Origin of the sequence: Leisingera aquimarina DSM 24565 (assembly GCF_000473165.1) — a bacterium.
In the GTDB taxonomy this organism is placed as follows: Bacteria; Pseudomonadota; Alphaproteobacteria; order Rhodobacterales; family Rhodobacteraceae; genus Leisingera; species Leisingera aquimarina.
In genome coordinates this window covers 14,164-33,515 of record NZ_AXBE01000013.1, presented here as the reverse complement: position 1 = coordinate 33,515, position 19,352 = coordinate 14,164, and the positions used below count along the sequence as shown (strand labels likewise).

Genomic DNA, 19,352 nt, shown 5'->3' with positions numbered 1-19,352 from the left:
CGTGCTACCTTCAAGACATTCATTATGTCATGCCGGGGGGCAACATGGTTATGTTGAGTGCGTCCGTTGCGCAAACGGGCAAGGTATTGTTTTCCAAGTCACTTCAAAGGCAAATCTCTTCTCTGGCACGGCTGGCCCTGGCGCAGCCGGGGCATCGCAGCGCCCCGGTCCTGACCAGCGCCGCAGGCCTGGGCGAGCCCTGCCCGGACACCGCCGCGGCGGCGCTGCGGCGCCAGCTGCAGCCAGGCGCCGCCAAAGACTTCCGGCCCCGGCGCGCAGGCGGGCCCGCAGCCCAAGCCCTGGCCGCCCGGCTGCCGGACCCGGAGCTGGCCGCCAGCCTGGCCGCAGGCCGCGGCTGGACCCTGTTTTCCTGCCGTTTCGAGGACGGCAGCGAGGATCTGATCGCGCTGAAACTGGAAGGCGGCCCGCATGATGCCCATTGCGGCGACATCCTGCAGGCGATCTGGCCGGTGCTGCGCGAGGACAGTTTGCGCGAGCTGGCGGGCGAGACCCAGGCGGCGGTGACCAGCGCGCTTCTGTGGACCATTTCCAAGAAAACCGACAGTGCGGTGCTGGTGCTGGATGGCGAGGGCACGCTGCTGCATTGCAATGAATCGGGGCGCGACATGCTCGATGGCGGCGCTCTGCTCAGCGCCGGCACCGGCCGCCTCAGCTGCGCCAGCCCGGGCGAGACCGCGGGGTTTTATGCGGCAGTGGCCGAATGCGCCCGCAGCCGCCGCGGCGGCGGGCCCGGCCGGCCGCTCGAACTGATCCTGTTCCTGGAGGAGCGCGACAGCGGCATGCGGCTGCCGGTGTCGCTGACCCGCTACCGCTGCGCCGGCGCCGGCATGCCGCTGGTGGTGGCGATCCTGCCGCGCCAGCCCGACCGCACCCGGATCGAAATGCTGGCCCAGAAAATGGGGCTGTCGCCCTCCGAGGCGCGGGTCGCGGCGCTGATCCAGCTGGGGCTCAGCAACCGCGAGGCGGCGCATATCGCAGGCCTTAAGGAGCAGACCTTCAACACCTATGCCAAGCGGGTGCTGGCCAAGCTGCAATCGGCGGGCCGCGCCGAGATGGCGCAGCGGCTGACCTGGCAGGCTTCATTGGGGAGAGCGTCATGAACAAGCTGACGCTGGATGCGCCGGTGCAGGGCCCGCCCGCCCCGGCCGGCAGCCCGCAGCCCGCGGCTGCAGCCCCGCAGGCCCCGTCTGGACAGGACCGGCCCGCGCCGGACCAGGCTGCCGCGCAACAGAAGACCTCTGAGCCTGCTCAGGAGGCTGGCAAGGCCCCGGATCAGCCTGAGGCCGAAGCGGACAAACCAGCCGCACCGGCGCAGCCGCCGCGGCTGAGTGCAGCGGTGCTGGCGCAGATCGCCGCCGCCCTGCGCCAGGGCGTGCCCGACGGCGCGCCGCTGGCCGCACAGGCGGATCTGGTGGCGCTGCACAAGCGCATTGCCGAAATGTTCACCACCCTCAACGAGGGGCTGGGCGCGCAAGCGGCGCAAAAGGCCGCCGCCGACCGCGCCGCCCTGAGCGCCCGCATCGATCAGCTGGAGGATGCGGTGAACCGGATGGAGGGGGCGCTCCGGATCGAGTTTGAACCGGTGCTGAAATCGGCGCTGGCCGAGGCCCTGGCGCAAGCGGCGCCGCAGCCGCGCCGCCGCTGGGCTGGCTGGCTGGCGGCAGCCCTTCTGGCGGCGGCGGCGCTGGCGGCCGGCGCCTGGTGGCACCTGCCGCTGCAAGAGGCCGCGGCAGCGGCGGCGCAGATCGTGGACGGCTGGCTGGGGGGCGCGTTGGGCGGCTGGCTGGAAACGATCGGCTAAACCGCTGATTTTGTCCCCATTTGGGGGCATCGCAGAGCCGGCCTTTGCGCTGCAATACACTCAGAAGGCAGCATCACGCCTTTCCCGCGCCGCCCCTGCTGCAGCCGCATCAGACCCGGCGCAGGGGCACTGACCCAGGCAGCTGCTGCTGCCCTGCCCCGCACAGTTAATGAGGAGGACGTTTACCATGGGTATCAAAGACAGAACCCCCGACTGGGAAGTCTGCAATCCGGAATGCGACATCCGGTTCAGCGACAAGAAAACCGACCCGGACTACAATGACGGCACCACCGAAATCGGCGGCACCGACGGCAATGTGATCAACCTGAACGACCACGATGCCGGCGACAATGCCCGCGCCGGCGCCGGCGATGACGCGGTCTACGGCAATGAGCGCAACAACCGCATCGACGGCGAGAAGGGCCAGGACTATGTCGAAGGCCAGGATGGCGACGACCTGATCGAAGGCGGCACCGGCAATGACACCCTGTTCGGCGGCAATGCCGACGGCAAGGGCCATTACGTGCAGGTGATCACCGGCTATGAAACCCGGGTCAACCCGGACACCTGGGAAGAATACCAGGTGCCGATCTACGGCAAGAAATACATCGACGACGGCGACGACTGGATCGACGGTGAAGAAGGCTGGGATTACATCGACGGCGAAACCGGCAATGACACCCTGCTGGGCGGCGAGGACACCGACAGCGTCTTCGGCGGCAAGGGCGACGACCACATCTTCGGCGACGACGCCGATGGCAACTACAGCGCTTCCGACGGCGATGCCGGCGACTACCTTTACGGTGAGCTCGGCGACGATTGCATCGACGGCGAAGGCGGCGACGACTGGATGTGGGGCGACATGGGCCAGTCCGGCGAAACCGCCCAGGACGGCCATGACACCATGTACGGCCGCGACGGCGACGACCGGATGAACGGCCAGGGCGGCAACGACCGCATGTCAGGCGGCCTCGGCGACGACCTGGTGATCGGCGGCTCCGGCAACGACGAGATGTTCGGCGACGAACGCCAGTCGCAGAACGACGACCTTGATTTCGGCGCCGACAACGGCACCGGCAACAAGGACGAGCAGGTCGATGGCGACGACTGCATGCTGGGCGGCACCGGTGACGACACCATGGACGGCCAGGGCGGCGACGACACCATGTTCGGTGAAGACGACGACGACCTGATGCAGGGCGGCCGCGGCAACGACCTGATGGATGGCGGCGCAGGCCGCGATGACGTCAACGGCGGCGCCGGCCATGACACCATGCGCGGCGGCTCCAACAACGACGTGCTGGAAGGCGGCGCCCAGGGCGACCTGATCTTCGGCGACAGCGGCACCAACCTCGGCGCCGATGTCAAAGGCTACAAGATCGACTGGGACTGCTGCGACGAGGACGAAGTGCCGACCCAGGCCTCGCAGGGCCACCAAGTCGACGGGCTGAAAGAAGTCGCTTCCCCGGAATGCTACACCCCGGTCGATGATGGCCCGGACGGCAATGACCGCATCCGCGGCGGCTCCGGCAAGGACACCATGTTCGGTGAAGGCGGCGATGACGTCATCATCGGCGGCCGCGGTGCCGACTACGGCTATGGCGGCGACGGCAATGACCGTCTCTATGGCGGCAAGGGCGGCGATCTGCTGCACGGCAATGACGGCGACGACTGGGTCCTCGGCAATGATGGCCATGACCGGCTTTATGGCGATGCCGGCAATGACACCATCAAAGGCGGCGGCGATTCCGACAAAGCCTGGGGCGGTGACGGCGACGATGTTGTCAAAGGCAACGAGGGCGACGACTTCCTCTATGGCAATGACGGCAACGACAAGATCTATGGCGGCACCGGCAATGACGTGGCCCATGGCGGCGACGGCAATGACACCGTCAAAGGCAACGACGGCGACGACTTCCTCGACGGCAATGACGGCAAGGACGTGCTGTACGGCGGAGCCGGCAAGGACGTGCTGCAGGGCGGTGAAGGCAATGACACCCTCGGTGGCGGCGATGGCCGCGACTGCCTCTATGGCGAGAACGGCAACGACGTGCTGTACGGCGGCGATGGCGGCGACTTCCTCGACGGCGGCGCAGGCGATGACCGGCTGAATGGCGGCGCAGGCGATTACAACGACTTCCTGAAAGGCGGCGCAGGCGATGACGACCTGATCGGCGGCGACGGCAAGGATGTCTTTATCATCGACCTGACCTGGGATGGCGCTACCTTTGCCTCCATGGATGGCACCGACACCATCCTCGACTTCGACATCGACCAGGACCACGATGTGCTTCTGTTCCGTGTCACCAATGTGGGCGGCGGCCTCGGCACCTCGGCGCAGGATGCCTTCGGCGCCCTGGACGGCGGCGGCGCTACCGTCACCGACGACGGCACCGACACCAGCATCAGCGCTGGCGGCGCCACGGTGAACATCCTCGGCCTGACCGGCAACGAGGCGCCGTTCACCTCGCTGGGACAGGACGCCATCCCGATCGGCGGCGTCGGCATCAACGCGGTGACCACCGGTGATGCGGGCTCCTATGAAGCGATCCGGGTGCTGGCCTCTGACACCGGCTTTGACGACAGCTACGACAACATTTGGGGTCCCACAGCCGTCTGAGCCTTAGGAACGGCGGATCCGGGGGCAACCCCGGGCCCGCCCAGCCCTGGTTCAGGACAGCGATTTGGTCCCCGGCCAAGGATTGCATCCTTGGACCAGGGCGCTGTTCTCCAGATTTTATAGCTTCAATTCGTGCAGCCGGGGGGCTACGACAATGAAGATAAGACGGGTATTTGATGGTCAGCGGGGCGTGCTTGCCGCCATTTTCACGGCAAGCATTTTTGTAAACCTCCTTGTCCTGACAGCGCCGCTCTACATGCTGCAACTGTTTGCCCGGGTCATGGCCTCGGGCAGCATTCCAACTTTGATTGCTCTGACCACCGGCGCAGCCATTGCGCTGGTGTTCTTTTTTCTGTTCGACATGATCCGCCAGCGCCTGGTGGCGCGGCTTGGATCCCGGCTTGAGGCACGGCTCAGCCCGCTGGTGCTGGACGGCATGATCAGCGGCCGGATGCCGGCTGCGCTGCGGCAGGCGGAACCGGTCCGCGACATCCAGGAGCTGCGCGGCTTTGTCACCAGCCCGGTGTTCCTGGCGCTCTTGGATGCGCCCTGGTCGGTGATTTTCCTGGCTCTGATCTTCATGTTCAGCCCCATCCTGGGCCTGGTGGCGCTGATCGGCATCGCGCTGCTGTTCACCCTGGGCCTGCTCAGCGAGATGATGGCCCGCAAACCCTTGGAGGAGGCCGGCAAGCAGGCCGCCGAGACCAATGCCGCGGTGGGCGAGATGATGGCCAATGCCGGCCTCATCCATGCCATGGGCAAGACCGCGCCGCTGATCAAGCGCTGGCAGCTGAAGGCATTCTCGGCGCTGGTGTTCAACACATTGGCCACCGACCGGATGGCGCTGATGACCTCGCTGGCCAAGGCGGTGCGCATGGGGCTGCAGATCGCAGTCTTGGGCACCGGCGTGGTGCTGGTGATCAACAACCAGCTGACACCGGGGCTGATGATTGCCTCCTCGATCCTCTTGGGCCGCGCCGCGGCGCCGGTGGAACAGTCGATTGCCGGCTGGCGCGGCTTTCTGAAGGCGCGCAGCGCGCAAGCGCGGCTGAACATGTTCCTCGCCCATCTGGGCGCCGCGCCCGAACGGCTGACCCTGCCCGAACCCGAAGGCCGGCTGGCGGTGGAAAACGCCACCGTGGTGCTGCCGGGGCGGCCCGATCCGCTGCTCTTGGACATCACGCTGGAGCTGAAGCCGGGCCAGTCGCTGGGGCTGATCGGCCCCTCGGGTGCCGGCAAGACCACATTGGCGCATGCGCTGGCCGGGCTGCAGCCCTTGGTGCGCGGCCATATCCGCATCGACGATGCCGCGCTCACCGATTGGGACCCGGCGCAGATCGGCCAGCATATCGGCTTCCTGCCGCAGCGGGTCGAGCTGTTCCAGGGTTCGGTGGCGGAAAACATCGCCTTGATGGACCCGGACGCCAAGCCCTCGGATGTGGTGGCGGCGGCCAAGCTGGCGCAGGTGCATGAGATGATCCTGTCCCTGCCCGGCGGCTACAACGCCGAGGTCGGCCCGCGCGGCGAGTTCCTCTCCGCAGGCCAGCGCCAGCGCATCGGCCTGGCGCGCGCCTTTTTCGGCGACCGCAAGCTGATCGTGCTGGATGAGCCCAATGCCAATCTCGACCCCGAGGGCGAAGAGGCGCTGGCCGCCGCCATCGAGGACGCCTGCGCCCGCGGCGCCGCAGTGGTGGCGGTGACCCACCGGCTCAGCCTGTTGCGCCGGGTCAGCCACGCGGCGCTGCTGCAAGAGGGCCGCATCGCCCGCTTCGGCGAGGCCCGCCATGTGATCGAGGCGGCCGCCCAGCCGCTCGCCCGCGCCCAGGCCGCCCAGGCCCAGGACGACCCCAAGATCGCGCCCTTCCGCCACCGCAACGCGGAGGACAGCCCGGAAAAGGGGGCAGACGGCCCCCGGAATGGCCCCCGGAATGAAGGAGCAAGCGCATGAGCCTGGTGGAGCATGAAGACCGCAGCCCGGCGCCGCAACCCGGCAGTGCCGCCGCCAAAAGCGGTTTCCGCGACCTGATGCCGGCCGGCAGCAGCCAGGATGTGCCGCTGCCGCAGCGCCCGCCGACACGGGTGCGGCGGCTGGTGCTGTGGATGGTGGTCTGCGGCTTCGGGCTGTTCGGCGGGCTGGTGGTCTGGGCCGCCAAGGCAGAGCTGACCAGCGCGGTGGTGGCCTCCGGCGCCTTCAACGTGGCCGGCGACCGGCTGGCGGTGCAGCATCTGGAGGGCGGAATCCTGCGCGAACTGAATGTGGCCGAGGGCACCCGGGTGGCCAAGGGCCAGGTGGTGGCCCGGCTTGACGGCCGCCGCATCCGGGCGCAGCTGGCGATCCTGAACGGCCAGCTGGCCAGCATCTTGGCGCAGCAGGCGCGGCTGCAGGCGGAACGCGCAGGCAGCGATGTGCTGCAGCCGGGGCCGGAGCTGGCCCGGCTCACCGCCCAGACGCCCGAACTGGCGCAGCTGGTGGCGCTGCAGCAGGATCTGCTCATCTCCAACCGGGCGCTCTATCAGGGCCAGATGGACATCCTGGAGGGCCGCGTCAGCCAGCTGGAGGATCAGCTGGGGGGCCGCGATGCCCGCATCCGCGCCACCGAAGAGCAGCTGGCGCTGGTGCAGGGTGAGCTGGCCGATCTGACCGCGCTGTTTGAAAAAGGCCTGGTGCCGAAAACCCGCATCGGCCAGCGGCAGATGCAGCAAAGCGGCCTTCTGGGCACGCTTGGCGCGCTGGAAAGCGACCGCGGCAATGTGCTGGAACGGATCGGCGAGACCGAAGAGCGGCGGCTGCAGGCCGGGCGCGACCGGGCGGCGCGGCTGGCAGCGCAAAGCCAGGACGTGCAGGAGCAGCTGCTGGACCTGCGCCAGCGCCTCGACGCCGCAAGGGACGTGGCCGAGCGCCAGATCATCCGCGCGCCGCGCGGCGGCCGGGTGGTGGGGCTTTCCATCAACACCCTGGGCCAGGTGGTCGATCCCGGCCAGACCATTCTGGAGCTGATGCCCGAGGATGCCGGCCTTCTGGTGGAAACACGGGTTGCGGTCGCGGATATCGACGAGGTCTCGATGGGCAGCCAGGCGCGGGTGCAATTGACCGCCTACAGCTTCCGCAGCACGCCGCCGGTGAGCGGCGAGGTGGTGATGGTGGCGGCGGGCAGCAGCACCGACCGGGCCACCGGCGAATCCTACTACCCGGTGCATATCCGCATCAAGGACGCGGATCTGGCGGCGCTGCCCAATGTGAAGGCCCTGCCCGGCATGCCGGCCCAGGCGATGATCGAAACCGGCCGCCAGACGCTGGCCGACTACCTGATCAGCCCGGTGCTCTCCAGCATGTCGCAGGCCTTGAAGGAAGGCAGCGGCTAGGGGCGCGCCGCAAGGACGGAAGGCAGCGGCCCCGGGGGGAGGACCGCAGCCTGTCCCGGCCCGCTTCAGCCGCCAGGCTGAGGCGGGCCTGCTGATTTGACCGCCTGCCCCGTTTCTTCCTGCCCCAATTCCCGGCGCCGCGCTCTGCTGCCCTCCCCCAGGGGGCAGATGCCCTGACCCATGGCAGGCCGGGGATACCCCTCCGCACCCCGCGCCTATCCTTTGGTGCAGCCGGCAACCGGCTCCCCCCATGCTAGAAAAGGGTCAACGCAAACACAGACCGCCCCCGGACACACTGCCCCGGACACACTGCAAGGAGACACGCCCATGACCCTGATCAGCACCCTCACCGGCGTCACCGCAAGCCTGGCAGCCGTGGCCGCAGGTTTCCTCCTGGGCCTGCCGCTGCTGGTCCTGGCCATTCTCTACCCGGTGGCCGGCGTGATGGGCTGCATCGCCAGCCAATGGGCGCTGGAACAGCGCGAGCGCCTGGCAGCCGCCGTCCCGCAGCTGCCCTGTTACAGCCCCCAGGCCTACTTCGGATAATCCGCGCGGCTGATGCGCCGTCCCGGCCGGACCTGCCCTCCCCCCGGTTGGGCCCGGCCTGCCGCTCCCCCGGTTTCAGCCTCTCCTCCCCCCTCCGCTGAGGCCTGAAGCCGGGGTTTGCCCTGCCGCACAGTCTGCAAGCCCCCCCTGCAAACACGCCTCCCGGAAATAGGTCCGGTCCGGACCAAATGTTTCGCGCGCGAAACATTTGGTCAATCATGCTGACCTATCTGATGGTGGCATATTCCGCCTTTCCAGGGAAAGGCGAAGGCCTGCGGCGCGGGTATTGAAGACCAGAAAGAAGCGGCAGGGGCAGCAAAGCCGGCCTGCTTCTTTCTGGTTCCAAATACCCGGATTCCCCGGCAGCTCCGGGGCGCGGCAGCGGCTACTGCGCGGCGCGTTTGCGGACCCAGCCCAGAAACGCCGCATCCGGCACTCTGAGCCGCGGCGCGCCGGAGCGCAGCCACATGGCGCGCCACTCCGCCTCCAGCGCATAGGCGTCGGCGCCGGGGATCAGCGCGCGGGCCTGCTCCAGCGTCTGCGGCTTCAGGCTGGGCGCATTCAGCACCGCCTCGGTCACCGCCCCCTTCTGGGAGAAGCGGATCAGATCGCCCTCCAGCTCCTCCAACGCGTAATCCGGCAGCGGCTGCGCCTCAATCATGTCGCGGATCATCTTGCGGAACACCCGGCGGGGGCTGGCAGAGCCGGATTTCTTCAAGAGGGTTTCCACCGAGACCTGCCAGCTGTTCTGCCGTCCGCAATGCTTGCGCGCCAGCTCATAGATCCGCCGCTCCAGCGGTTTGCGCAGCCGGAAATAATCGCGGCTGAGCGTCAGCACCGATTTCGACAGCACCGCCCGGTACAGCCAGTCGCTGAGCGTCACCGCCACATTGACCATCTTGCCGCCGCGCGCCTTGCGCACGATTTCCCATTTCTCGATCAGCCCGAACCCCGTGGTGACCTCCTGGCCGCCGGTGACGATATTGGTGGTGATGCGGGTGCCCGCCAGCCGCTCAAACGCCTCGCGCAGGCGGCGGTAGGCATCGCCGGAGGTTTCCCGGTTGGTCGCCAGCAAGAGGTCATGCGCTTTCAGATGCAAGGTCCGGCTCACCTGGCGGCCGGCATTCAGCGCCGCCATCAGCTGGCTGATGCAGAAGATCAGGATGTCCTTATCGTGGATCGTCGCCAGCCCTTTGACGGAGGGCGTCACGGTGATCTCGGCGCCATTGTGCTGGTAGTTCAGAATGCGCCGGTCCGGCCGGGTGCCAAGCGAGAACAGCGGATGCTCCATCGACGCCAGATCGTTTTTGGGGATCGCCCCGAAGATGTCGCAGAGGAAAAAATCCCCCTGCCCGTCCAGGGGCCCGTCCGGAGAGTGCCCCCCCGCTGTCAGCTCTGCCGCCATATGCCTGCCCGTAATCTGCTCTGCCAGCCGCCGGATTTCTGCGAATCCTGTGCGGCCTGTTTTATCGTGGTTTTGATTACGCTCACCCTAGGGTTATCCACAAGCCGCGGCAACGGGGGTTCGGAATCGCTTTATCGGGGGTTCGGAGTCGTTTGATCGGGGTTTCAGAGTCACCGCCCCGGAAAAATACTGCCCAATCGCCAATGAAAAAAGGGCTTTGCGCGAGGCCTCACCTCCCTATAACTAATAAATAACTCATAATTAACAGGGCAGATTTTTTTGACCGCCCTGAACAGCCGCCGCTGATCCTGCCGCAACTGTCGAATTTGCTTAGAAAAATCAGTGGGGGTGCGCATTCTTCTTCCATGTGCGGTGTTTTCTGGTATCCTGTCAAAAAGACAGCACATCAGGCTGCAGGGCAGCAAACAGCAGCATTCCACACGGGCAGGGCCGCAAGGCTCACACACAGCAGGCAGATCCTCATGGCGCGAGATATCCACAGGAAAGACCTTCCCCGGGCAAGCAGCAGCCTGCCCCCCTATTTCAGCATCGATCCGGATGCCGCCCTGGCGGATCTCGATGCCCCTACCAGCACCGCAGGCTTTGCCGAGATCGCTGCCGCCTGCGCCCAGGGACGCGCCGATCTGGCCAGCCGCGGCATGAACGAGGAGGGGCGCAAAGAGCTGCGACTGTTCTCCACCTGGGAAATCACCCGCTATCTGATCCCGGTCGCCCAGGCCCATTTCCGCCGGGTGCTGAAGGCCAACCCCGATCTGCCCCAGGGCCGCTCGGAAACCGAAGGCGGCGCCAAGTGGTTCACCCTGGACGAGGTGCTGCGCTTGCGGGCGCATTTCGGAAGCCAGGGCTCCAAGGCCAAGGAATACATCCCCTACCGCCCCGACGGGCTGCCCGCAAAAATGGTCGCTGTCGCCAATTTCAAGGGCGGCGTCGGCAAGACCTCCACCGCGGCGCATCTGGCGATGTCGGCAGCGCTGGACGGCTACAAGGTGCTGGTGATTGATCTCGACAGCCAGGGGTCGATGACCTCGATCTTCGGCGGCCGGGTTGAGGATGAATGGCAGACCGCCTTCCCGCTGCTGGCGCGCCACTACGGCGAGCATCTGCGCATGGAGAACCAGCGCCGCCTGGACCGCGGCGATGCCCCCCAGCCGCTGGACGAAGCGCTGGATGCGGCGATGGAGATGACGGCTAGGGACGTGATCCAGGACACCCACTGGCCGAACATCGACCTGATCGGCGCCCAGCTCAATCTGTATTGGGCGGAATTCCAGATTCCGGTCTGGCGGATGGCAGCGCGCTCCTGGAAACTGTGGGATGCGCTGACCGAACGGCTGGAGGCGGACGGGGTGCTGGACCAGTACGATGTGATCTTCATCGACACGCCGCCCGCCCTTGGCTACCTGACCATCAACGGGCTGTCGGCGGCCGATATCCTCTTGGTGCCGATGGGCGCGTCTTTCCTGGAGTTCGACTCGACAGGCCGCTTCTTTGACATGCTGCATTCGACTTTTGCCTCGATCGAGGAGGGCGAGAACCTGGCTGCCCGCGCCCTGGGCCGGCCCGGTCTCAGTTTCGAATGGGATGCGGTGCGCACCGTGATCACCCGCTACGACAGCGCCCAGCAGGGCGAGCTGGCGGCGCTGATGCAGGCCTATATGGGCCGGGTGCTCAGCCCCCATAAACAGGATTACACCGCGCTGATCGGCCAGGCCGGCGAGCAGGTGAGCGGCATCTACGAGGCCGACTACCGCGACTTCAACCGCGAGACCTATGCCCGCGGCCGCGAAACCTTTGATGAAACCTATGCCGCCTTCAAGAAGCTTTTGATCGGGGTCTGGCGGCGCGAGGCGTTGCAGGATGCGCAGGATCAGCGCGCGGCGGGCTAAGGCCCTAACAAGGAATTTCCGGCAGGATAGCAGCCCGGAGACAGGAAGACAGGTCAGGACAGGACATGGCAAAACGCAAACGGCTTTCCCCGGCGCAGACCGGTTACCTGACGGCGGCGCCTGCGGGCAAACCCGCCCTTGGCACTGCGTCCAGTGTGGGGGCGGCCCCGATTGCGCAGGTGGCTTCCGATGCTTCGGCCCAGGCCGCGCTGCAGGAGCTGTCCGGGGTGCTGGAAAACGCCCGTGCCAAGGGGCTGATGATCGAAGAGCTGCCGCTGGAGCGGATCGACGAAAACCACCTGGTGCGCGACCGCATCGAACAGGACGAGGAAGAGCTGCAGGCGCTGATGGCATCGCTGCGGGCCCGCGGCCAGCAGACCCCGGCGGAAGTGGTGCCGCTGGAAGATACATTCGGCGGGCGCACCCACGGCCTGATCTCCGGCTGGCGCCGCCTGACGGCCCTGCGCAGGCTCTATGAAGAAACATCAGACCCGCAATTCGCCACACTCAAGGCGCTGGTGATCAAGCCAGACAGCGCCGAAGCGTCTTATGTAGCGATGGTCGAAGAAAACGAGATCCGGGTGAACCTCTCCCATTATGAGCGCGCCCGCATCGCTGTGCGCGCCTGCAAGGAGGGCGTCTTCACCCGCCGCAAATACGCGCTGCAGGCGCTGTTTGGCAATGCCACCCGCACCAAGCGCTCCAAGATCGGCAGCTTTGTCACCCTGGTTGAGGCGCTGGACGCGGTGCTGTTCTACCCCACCGCGATCAGCGAAAAGCTGGGCCTCGCCCTGGTGCGCGAGATCGAGGCGGATGCGGGCTTCGCAGCGCGCGCCACCCAGGCGCTGCAGGCTGCGAACCGCTCCAGCCCCGAGGCGGAGCTAGCGGTGCTGACCCGGCTGGCAGACGGCAATACGGCCATTCTGCCCAAGTTAGACACTGATACTCCCCCTGCCCCGGTTCAGGACACCCCGGCGGTGGCCGCCACCCCCTCCTCGGGACCTTCCTCTGCGCCCCCGCCGCCCAAGCTGCCGCCGGTGCCGCCGCTGGTCAGCCGCCCGCGGGTGCGCGATGTCTATGACTGGGACGCTGCGCAGCCCGGCGAGCGGATCTCGCTGCCGGCCCCGGGTGGTGTGAAACTGGGCTACACCCCCAGCGAACAACGCATCGAGATCAGCGGCCCCGGCGTCAATGCCGCTCTGGTCGAGGAACTGCAGGCCTGGCTGAAAAAGCTCTGATCAGAGCCTGCCAGTATCTTCTTCTTTGCTAAAATGCTCGCGCCGCAGGCACAGGGCTTTTCTTCGGAAAAGCCCTTTTTAGTCTCTGATATCTGCCGGTGCCGGTGAGTCTGTTTAGGTCAGCACGGGTGACCAAATGTTTCGCGCGCGAAACATTTGGCCCGATTCGGACCTATTTTGCGGCACCGTTCATCTGCCCCCGGCCCACGGCTGTATAGCTCTCGAAACCTGCCTGTTTGGCGGATTTGGGCGAGTAAATATTGCGCAGGTCGGCCATCCGCGGCACCTCCATCTTGCGCGCCAGCTTCTTCAGATCCAGGGCACGGAATTCGTTCCATTCCGTCAGCAGCACCACCAGATCGGCGTTCTGCGCCGCCTTATAGGGGTCCTCCTCCCATTTGACGCCGGGCAAAAGCGCCTCGCCCTCGGCCTTTCCTTGCGGGTCCACCACCCGCACCCGTGCGCCGCCGCCGACCAGGGCCGGCACAATGGTCAGGCTGGGCGCATCGCGCATGTCATCGGTATTGGGTTTGAAAGTGACGCCGAGCACCGCCACGGTCTTGCCGTTGAAAGACCCGCCGCAGGCATCGCGCAGCTTCTCCACCATCCGTGCCTTCACCTCGTCATTGACCCGCATCACCGTCTCGGTGATGCGCATCGGAAAGCCATGGTCCTGGCCGATCCGCGCCAGCGCCGCGGTGTCCTTGGGAAAGCACGAGCCGCCGTAACCCGGCCCTGCATGCAGGAACTTATTGCCGATGCGGCCGTCAAAGCCGATGCCGCGGGAGACTTCCTTGACGTCCGCCCCGACCCGCTCGCAGAGGCCGGCCACTTCGTTGATGAAGGTGATCTTGGCGGCCAGAAACGCATTGGCGGCGTATTTGATCATCTCGGCGCTTTCCAGATCGGTGGACAGGACCGGGTAGTCACGCAAATAGAGCGGGCGGTAGATCTCTGCCATCACCTCGGCGGCGCGGTCGTTCTGCACGCCAACCACCACCCGGTCGGGTTTCATGAAATCCTCGATCGCCGCGCCTTCGCGCAGGAATTCCGGGTTGGAGGCAACATCGAATTCCGCCTGCGGGTTGGCCTTGGCGATCACCTGTTTCACCTGCCGGTTGGTGCCCACGGGCACGGTGGATTTGGTCACCACCACCGCATAGCCGGTGAGAGCTGCGGCGATTTCTTCGGCGGCGGCCATCACATAGGTGAGATCGGCATGGCCGTCGCCGCGCCGGGTCGGGGTGCCGACGGCGATGAACACCGCCTCGGCGCCCGCCACCGCCGCTGCCAGATCAGAGGTGAAGCTGAGCCGCCCGGCGGCCACGTTCTTCTCCATCAGCTGGTCCAGCCCCGGCTCATAGATCGGCACTTCGCCGCCCTGCAGGCGGGTGATCTTGCCCGCGTCCTTGTCGACGCAGATCACGTCATGGCCGAAATCCGAAAAACAAACGCCGGACACCAACCCGACATAGCCGGTGCCAATCATTGCAATACGCATGGAAAGCCCTTTCCCCAATCCCCTGCCGGCCGCTTGGGTGCAGCCGTTGTTATGAGTTTAGAGGAATATACCGCGCCGGACAGGGCGCAAGCCGGTTTTTTGCCGGAGCTGCCGCGAAGAGGGAAAGATAGGTCCGGTTCGGACCAAATGTTTCGCGCGCGAAACATTTGGTCAATCATGCTGACCTTTTTGCGGATGTTGAATTCCGCCTTTCCCCGGAAAGGCGGAGGCCTGCGGCGCGGGGTGAGAAAGCTTCCTGGAAACCGTCCGGGGGATGGTTTCGCTTTCGAACGGGCGGAGTCCTCTGGAAAGATGAAGACTGCCCGTTCCAGTGATCAGGCGCGGTAATAGTCCCGGTACCAGGCGGCGAAGCGGGCGACGCCCTCGGCAACGCTGACTTGGGGCTGATAGCCGGTCAGCGTGCTCAGAAGGGTGGTATCGGCCCAGGTGGCGGGCACATCGCCGGCCTGCATCTCCATCATGTTTTTCTGCGCCTCGCGCCCCAGCGCATCCTCCAGAGCGGCGATGTAGTCCATCAGCGGGGTCGGCTTGCTGGCGCCGATATTGACCACCCGGAACGGCGCCACCGGGCTGAGGCTGTCCTGCTCCGACACCGGGTCTGCGCCTGGCACCGCATCGATCAGCCCGGTGATGCCGGTGACCAGATCGTCGATATAGGTGAAGTCGCGGCTCATGCGGCCGTGGTTGTAGACGTCGATCGGCAGGCCTGCCAGCATCGCCTTGGTGAATTTGAACAGCGCCATGTCGGGCCGGCCCCAGGGGCCGTAGACGGTGAAAAACCGGAACATGGTGGTGGGCAGCCCGTAAAGGTGGGCATAGGAATGCGCCATCGATTCATTGGCCTTTTTGGTGGCGGCATAAAAGGACATCTGGTGATCGGCCTGCTGACGCTCGGCAAACGGCATTTCGGTGTTGGCGCCGTAAGCGGAGGAAGTGGAAGCCATCAAAAGATGCTTGGGCGGATGGGCGCGGGCGGCTTCCAGGAGTTCGAAAACGCCGATCAGATTGGCCTCCAAGTAGTCGCGGGGTGCGTCAATGGAATGGCGCACGCCGGCCTGGGCCGCCAGATGGATCACCGCATCCGGTTTGTGGTCCTCAAACAGGCCCATCAGCCGGCCGGGGTCTTCCAGCCTGCCGATGACGGGCGTGAAGCCCGGGGTCTGCGCCAGCATCGCATGGCGGCGCTGCTTCAGGGCGACGTCGTAATAGGGTGACAGGCAATCCAGCCCGATGACCCGCCAGCCTGCCGCCAGCAGCCGCGCTGCCAGGTGATATCCGATGAAGCCGGCCGAACCGGTGATGAGAGCTGTTTGCATGGGTCTTAGGTGGCGGCTTCCTGCCGTTCTGTCAAACGCTTTGCGGCCCTAAAGGATTTGACAGCGGCGGGGATTTATGAGCTTTCGGGGCCGCACATGCCGCCTCAGCTACAGCGGCCTCAGAGTCCATCAGACAGGCAAGGAGCCCCCGGTGAATACAGCACAGGCAATCGGCACAGTTGCAGCGGAACCGGCGCGAGCCGGGAGCGGGCAGGGCGCTGAGCGGGGGGCGGGCCGGCTGGTGGCGGTGGTGGTGACCCACAACCGGCTGGACAAGCTGCAGGCGACGGTGGCGCGACTGCTGGACAGCCCCGCGCATGAGCTGGCAGCGCTGGTGGTGGCCGACAATGCCTCCACCGACGGCACTGCTGAGTGGCTGGCAGCGCAGGAGGATCCCAGGCTGGATATCTGCACCAGCACTGAAAACCGCGGCGGTGCCGGCGGCTTTGAGATGGGCATGCGCCGGGCGATGGAGCAGCACGCGGCGGATTGGCTGGTGGTGATGGATGATGATGCCTGCCCCGCACCCGGCGCCTTTGCCGCCTTTCATGCCCGGCCCCGGCCGCTGGACACGGCGCTGGCGGCGGCGGTCTATTTCCCCGACGGGCAGATCTGCGAGATGAACCGGCCCTCGGTGAACCCGTTCTGGAACCCCTCGGTTTTTCTGCGCACGCTGCTGAAAGCGCGCAACGGCTATCACATTCCCTACAGCGATTATGAGGCCGCGGGGCCGCGGCCCATTGATCTTACCTCCTTTGTCGGGCTGTTCCTGCCGCGGCGGATGGTGGAAGCGGCCGGCTATCCGGATCCGGGGCTGTTTCTGTACGGCGACGATGTGATTTACACGCTGGGGCTGCGGCGGCGCGGTGAGACGATCCTGTTCGACCCGGCGCTGCGGTTCGAGCATGACTGCTCGACGTTTCAGAATGACCGGCACCGGGTGTTCCGCCCGTTGTGGAAAGTCTATTACGCGTACCGCAACGGGCTGATGATGTACCGCAGGGCGGCGGGCCCGCTGTTCTGGCCGCTGCTTTTGGTGGTGCTGCTGAAATGGCGGCTGACCGCGCGCCGCTATGGCACGGGGCAGCGGGCCGCCTATCTGCGGCTGCTGCGCCACGCAGCCTGGGACGGGGTGCGGGGCAGGACCGGGCGCTCCCATGCCCGGGTGCTGGAACTGGCGGGCGAAGACTGATCTTCGCCCTGGTCTGCTGCCGCCGGTCTCCTGCACCCGGCCTCAGCGGTTCAGGATATCGCGGTGAAAACGGCCCATCAGGATCAGCCCGAGTGCAAACAGGATCAGGCTGGCGGCCAGCACATAGGTCACGCTGACGTAAGCGGCGGTATAGCTGGGGTAAAACCCGCTGCGCATCAGCCCGGTGATATGCATCAGCGGGTTGAACCACAGGATGTCCTGCGCCAGCGGCGGCAGATCCTCATAAAGAAACAGCACGCCTGAGGCCAGGAACAGCGGCCGGGTGATCACCGACCAGGCCACGTCCCACAGCGGGTAGAGCCCCATCAGCACGCAGTTCACCGTGCCGACTCCCAGCCCCAGCAGAAGCGAGAGCCCCATAGCCAGCACTGCGGGCGGCAGATCCAGCACCGCGCGGCTGTCGGTCACCGCATAGACGCCGCCGATCAGCAGGAAGGTGATCAGGATACCGGTCAGGCTGTTCAGCAGGAAGCGGGCCAGCACCGCGTCCAGCCAGGTGACAGCCGGAAATTTCAGCAGCGGCTTGGAATAGGCAATCGCCCGGCCGGTGGTGGCTGAAATGCTTTGGTAGAGATTGAAGGGCAGAAAGCCGGTGGCGTAGAACAGCAGGAAGCTGGTGCCCAGCGACGGGGTGCGGATCACCAGCGAAAAGCCGATCGCCAGGAACAGAATGGCCGCCATCGGTTCGAGAATGGCCCAGAGATAGCCGCCGGGGGTGCGCCCGTAGCGGGTCGACATCTCCCGCAGCACCAGAGCGGCCACCGTGCGCAAGGTGGCAAAGCGCCGGGCGCGCCCGGCGAGGGGCGGCTGGGCCGGGTACTGGGCAGGAGACTGGGCCGGGGGCAGGGCAGAGGCCGCTGCGGGCGTGGTTCTGGTCATGAATACCCATTGTGAATATGCGCTGTGCAGGCGATAATATGAAAGAAAGACGAGGCAATTACAAACGGCTGCAGGCCGGGGTAAGCAGATTATGACACAGGATCACCCGGCGGCGCGGCAGAAGGTTGCCGCCCAGTTCCGTACTGGCCGGAAAGCTGCAGACAGGGACACCCCGGCCGCACCGGCGCCCGGCGGCACGGAGCAGGCCCGGCCCGCTGCGGAGGCCGGCCCTGCAAAACAGCTGTCCGGAGCGCCCAGCCGCGGCAAAGGCGGCAAGCTCAAGCGGCTGCGCCGCAAGGTTCAGGACGCCGAAAGAGCCCAAGCGCTGCTGGCGCAGAAAGCCGACAGCCTGGAGGCGCAGATTGCTGAAACCCCGGCCTACCCGGTGGCGCGGCCTGCCCATGTCAAGACCCGCCACCGCGGCGTGATCGCCAGCTTTGCGGCATTGGTGCTGCTGCCGCTGGCGGCGGCGGTGTTTTATCTGTTTGCGGTGGCCGAGGATCAATATGCCTCCACCGCCGGTTTCACCGTGCGCAGCCAGGAAAGCTCCGGTGCCAATGAGCTGTTGGGCGGGCTGGCCAGTTTTGCCGGCAATACCACCGCCTCGGACAGCGACATTCTTTATGAATTCATCCAGAGCCAGGAAATGGCCGAAGCGGTCAATGCCCGGGTGGATCTGCGCGCCCATTACAGCCAGTACTGGCCGGCCGACTGGGCCTTTTCAATCTGGCCCGATGCAACGCTGGAGGAGCTGGTCTGGTTCTGGCACCGGGTGGTGCGCATTTCCTATGACAGCGGCTCCGGCCTGACCGAAGTGCGGGTCACCGCCTTTGACCGGGACACCGCCCGGGCGGTCAGCCGCGCCATCGTCGATGAAAGCCAGATCCGCATCAATGCGCTGAACGAGCAGGCGCGCGCCGATGCGATGCGCTATGCCGAGGCCGATCTGATGGAGGCGGTTGAGCGGCTGAAGCTGGCGCGCGAAGAACTGACCCGGTTCCGCACCCGCACCCGCATCGTCGACCCCGAGGCCGATATCCAGGGCCGCATGGGGGTGATGAACAATCTGCAGCAGAAGCTGGCCGCGGCGCTGATCGAATACGATCTTTTGCGCGGCAGCGTCGGGGACAGCGATGTGCGCCTCAAGCAGGCGCAGCAGCAGATCGAGGTGATCCGCGACCGCATCAATATCGAACGCCAGACCTTTGCCTCCAGCAATACCGACACCGGCGGCGTCGGCGAGGATTACCCCTCGCTGATCTCGGAGTTCGAGCGCCTCACGGTGGACCGGGAATTTGCCGAGGAAACCTACCGCGCGGCGCTGACTGCGCTGGAAGTGGCGCGCGACGACGCGGCCCGCCAGAGCCTTTATCTCGCGACTTATATCACCCCGACCCTGGCCGAGGCGGCGGAATACCCGCGCCGCTATGTGCTGTCGGCGCTTGCGGGGCTGTTTTTGCTGCTCGGCTGGTCGATCGGGGTGCTGATCTATTATTCGATCCGCGACCGCAGCTGAGAGGC

At 66.1% G+C, this 19,352-nt stretch carries 14 protein-coding genes; 10 read left to right on the top strand and 4 right to left on the bottom strand.

Going from position 1 to position 19,352, the window contains the following annotated elements:
- Window positions 1-44: 44 nt before the first annotated feature.
- From AQUI_RS0102490 to AQUI_RS0102465, 6 genes are all read left to right on the top strand, one after another.
- Window positions 45-1,121 carry a helix-turn-helix transcriptional regulator gene (locus AQUI_RS0102490; protein ID WP_027256101.1) on the top strand — a complete coding sequence of 359 codons (1,077 nt, stop codon included), beginning with the start codon at window positions 45-47 and terminating at the stop codon, window positions 1,119-1,121.
- On the top strand, window positions 1,118-1,822 hold the full coding sequence (locus tag AQUI_RS26975) for a hypothetical protein (RefSeq protein WP_027256100.1): 705 nt from the start codon (window positions 1,118-1,120) through the stop codon (window positions 1,820-1,822). The genes AQUI_RS0102490 and AQUI_RS26975 overlap by 4 nt, the downstream gene beginning before the upstream one ends.
- A gap of 187 nt (window positions 1,823-2,009) precedes the next feature.
- A complete protein-coding gene (locus AQUI_RS0102480) occupies window positions 2,010-4,442 on the top strand; it encodes a calcium-binding protein (RefSeq protein WP_027256099.1) in 2,433 nt (810 codons plus the stop codon).
- Window positions 4,443-4,596: 154 nt separating this feature from the next.
- Entirely contained in the window at window positions 4,597-6,390 is a 1,794-nt protein-coding gene (locus tag AQUI_RS26970) for a type I secretion system permease/ATPase (protein ID WP_245596850.1), read from the top strand.
- On the top strand, window positions 6,387-7,805 hold the full coding sequence (locus tag AQUI_RS0102470; RefSeq protein ID WP_035919664.1) for an HlyD family type I secretion periplasmic adaptor subunit: 1,419 nt from the start codon (window positions 6,387-6,389) through the stop codon (window positions 7,803-7,805). The genes AQUI_RS26970 and AQUI_RS0102470 overlap by 4 nt, the downstream gene beginning before the upstream one ends.
- Before the next feature lie 327 nt (window positions 7,806-8,132).
- The gene (locus AQUI_RS0102465; RefSeq protein WP_027256097.1) at window positions 8,133-8,351 is read left to right on the top strand and encodes a hypothetical protein; all 219 of its coding nucleotides are present in this window, start codon (window positions 8,133-8,135) and stop codon (window positions 8,349-8,351) included.
- A gap of 385 nt (window positions 8,352-8,736) precedes the next feature.
- Here AQUI_RS0102465 and AQUI_RS0102455 read toward each other — a convergent pair whose 3' ends face one another.
- Window positions 8,737-9,756, bottom strand: a complete 1,020-nt coding sequence (locus AQUI_RS0102455; RefSeq protein ID WP_027256096.1) for a replication initiator protein A — start codon at window positions 9,754-9,756, stop codon at window positions 8,737-8,739.
- 482 nt (window positions 9,757-10,238) lie between these two features.
- Between AQUI_RS0102455 and AQUI_RS0102450 the strand changes: the two genes are divergently transcribed.
- Together AQUI_RS0102450 and AQUI_RS0102445 are read left to right on the top strand one after the other, a co-directional pair.
- Window positions 10,239-11,663: an AAA family ATPase gene (locus tag AQUI_RS0102450; RefSeq protein WP_027256095.1), complete on the top strand. Its 1,425-nt coding sequence runs from the start codon at window positions 10,239-10,241 to the stop codon at window positions 11,661-11,663.
- A gap of 65 nt (window positions 11,664-11,728) precedes the next feature.
- A complete protein-coding gene (locus tag AQUI_RS0102445) occupies window positions 11,729-12,901 on the top strand; it encodes a ParB/RepB/Spo0J family partition protein (protein ID WP_027256094.1) in 1,173 nt (390 codons plus the stop codon).
- Window positions 12,902-13,073: 172 nt separating this feature from the next.
- Here the strand turns inward: AQUI_RS0102445 and AQUI_RS0102440 are convergent, their stop codons facing one another.
- Together AQUI_RS0102440 and AQUI_RS0102435 are read right to left on the bottom strand one after the other, a co-directional pair.
- On the bottom strand, window positions 13,074-14,402 hold the full coding sequence (locus tag AQUI_RS0102440) for a UDP-glucose dehydrogenase family protein (protein WP_027256093.1): 1,329 nt from the start codon (window positions 14,400-14,402) through the stop codon (window positions 13,074-13,076).
- A 335-nt stretch (window positions 14,403-14,737) separates the two neighbouring features.
- Complete coding sequence (locus tag AQUI_RS0102435) at window positions 14,738-15,739, bottom strand: NAD-dependent epimerase/dehydratase family protein (RefSeq protein ID WP_027256092.1); 1,002 nt, start codon at window positions 15,737-15,739, stop codon at window positions 14,738-14,740.
- A gap of 151 nt (window positions 15,740-15,890) precedes the next feature.
- On the opposite strand from AQUI_RS0102435, the gene AQUI_RS0102430 reads away from it, so the two are divergent.
- Complete coding sequence (locus tag AQUI_RS0102430; RefSeq protein ID WP_027256091.1) at window positions 15,891-16,931, top strand: glycosyltransferase; 1,041 nt, start codon at window positions 15,891-15,893, stop codon at window positions 16,929-16,931.
- 42 nt (window positions 16,932-16,973) lie between these two features.
- Here AQUI_RS0102430 and AQUI_RS0102425 read toward each other — a convergent pair whose 3' ends face one another.
- Entirely contained in the window at window positions 16,974-17,831 is an 858-nt protein-coding gene (locus tag AQUI_RS0102425) for an ABC transporter permease (protein ID WP_027256090.1), read from the bottom strand.
- 91 nt (window positions 17,832-17,922) lie between these two features.
- On the opposite strand from AQUI_RS0102425, the gene AQUI_RS0102420 reads away from it, so the two are divergent.
- Window positions 17,923-19,347: a hypothetical protein gene (locus AQUI_RS0102420; protein WP_027256089.1), complete on the top strand. Its 1,425-nt coding sequence runs from the start codon at window positions 17,923-17,925 to the stop codon at window positions 19,345-19,347.
- Window positions 19,348-19,352: the final 5 nt, after the last annotated feature.

What these genes read in the sequence shown, in the direction of transcription:
- AQUI_RS0102420 (WP_027256089.1), top strand. Translation starts at nt 17,923, where the DNA reads ATGACACAGGATCACCCGGCGGCGCGGCAGAAGGTTGCCGCCCAGTTC.
- AQUI_RS26970 (WP_245596850.1), top strand. Translation starts at nt 4,597, where the DNA reads ATGAAGATAAGACGGGTATTTGATGGTCAGCGGGGCGTGCTTGCCGCC.
- AQUI_RS0102470 (WP_035919664.1), top strand. Translation starts at nt 6,387, where the DNA reads ATGAGCCTGGTGGAGCATGAAGACCGCAGCCCGGCGCCGCAACCCGGC.
- AQUI_RS0102480 (WP_027256099.1), top strand. Translation starts at nt 2,010, where the DNA reads ATGGGTATCAAAGACAGAACCCCCGACTGGGAAGTCTGCAATCCGGAA.
- AQUI_RS0102425 (WP_027256090.1), bottom strand. Translation starts at nt 17,831, where the DNA reads ATGACCAGAACCACGCCCGCAGCGGCCTCTGCCCTGCCCCCGGCCCAG.
- AQUI_RS26975 (WP_027256100.1), top strand. Translation starts at nt 1,118, where the DNA reads ATGAACAAGCTGACGCTGGATGCGCCGGTGCAGGGCCCGCCCGCCCCG.
- AQUI_RS0102455 (WP_027256096.1), bottom strand. Translation starts at nt 9,756, where the DNA reads ATGGCGGCAGAGCTGACAGCGGGGGGGCACTCTCCGGACGGGCCCCTG.
- AQUI_RS0102445 (WP_027256094.1), top strand. Translation starts at nt 11,729, where the DNA reads ATGGCAAAACGCAAACGGCTTTCCCCGGCGCAGACCGGTTACCTGACG.
- AQUI_RS0102450 (WP_027256095.1), top strand. Translation starts at nt 10,239, where the DNA reads ATGGCGCGAGATATCCACAGGAAAGACCTTCCCCGGGCAAGCAGCAGC.
- AQUI_RS0102465 (WP_027256097.1), top strand. Translation starts at nt 8,133, where the DNA reads ATGACCCTGATCAGCACCCTCACCGGCGTCACCGCAAGCCTGGCAGCC.
- AQUI_RS0102440 (WP_027256093.1), bottom strand. Translation starts at nt 14,402, where the DNA reads ATGCGTATTGCAATGATTGGCACCGGCTATGTCGGGTTGGTGTCCGGC.
- AQUI_RS0102490 (WP_027256101.1), top strand. Translation starts at nt 45, where the DNA reads ATGGTTATGTTGAGTGCGTCCGTTGCGCAAACGGGCAAGGTATTGTTT.
- AQUI_RS0102435 (WP_027256092.1), bottom strand. Translation starts at nt 15,739, where the DNA reads ATGCAAACAGCTCTCATCACCGGTTCGGCCGGCTTCATCGGATATCAC.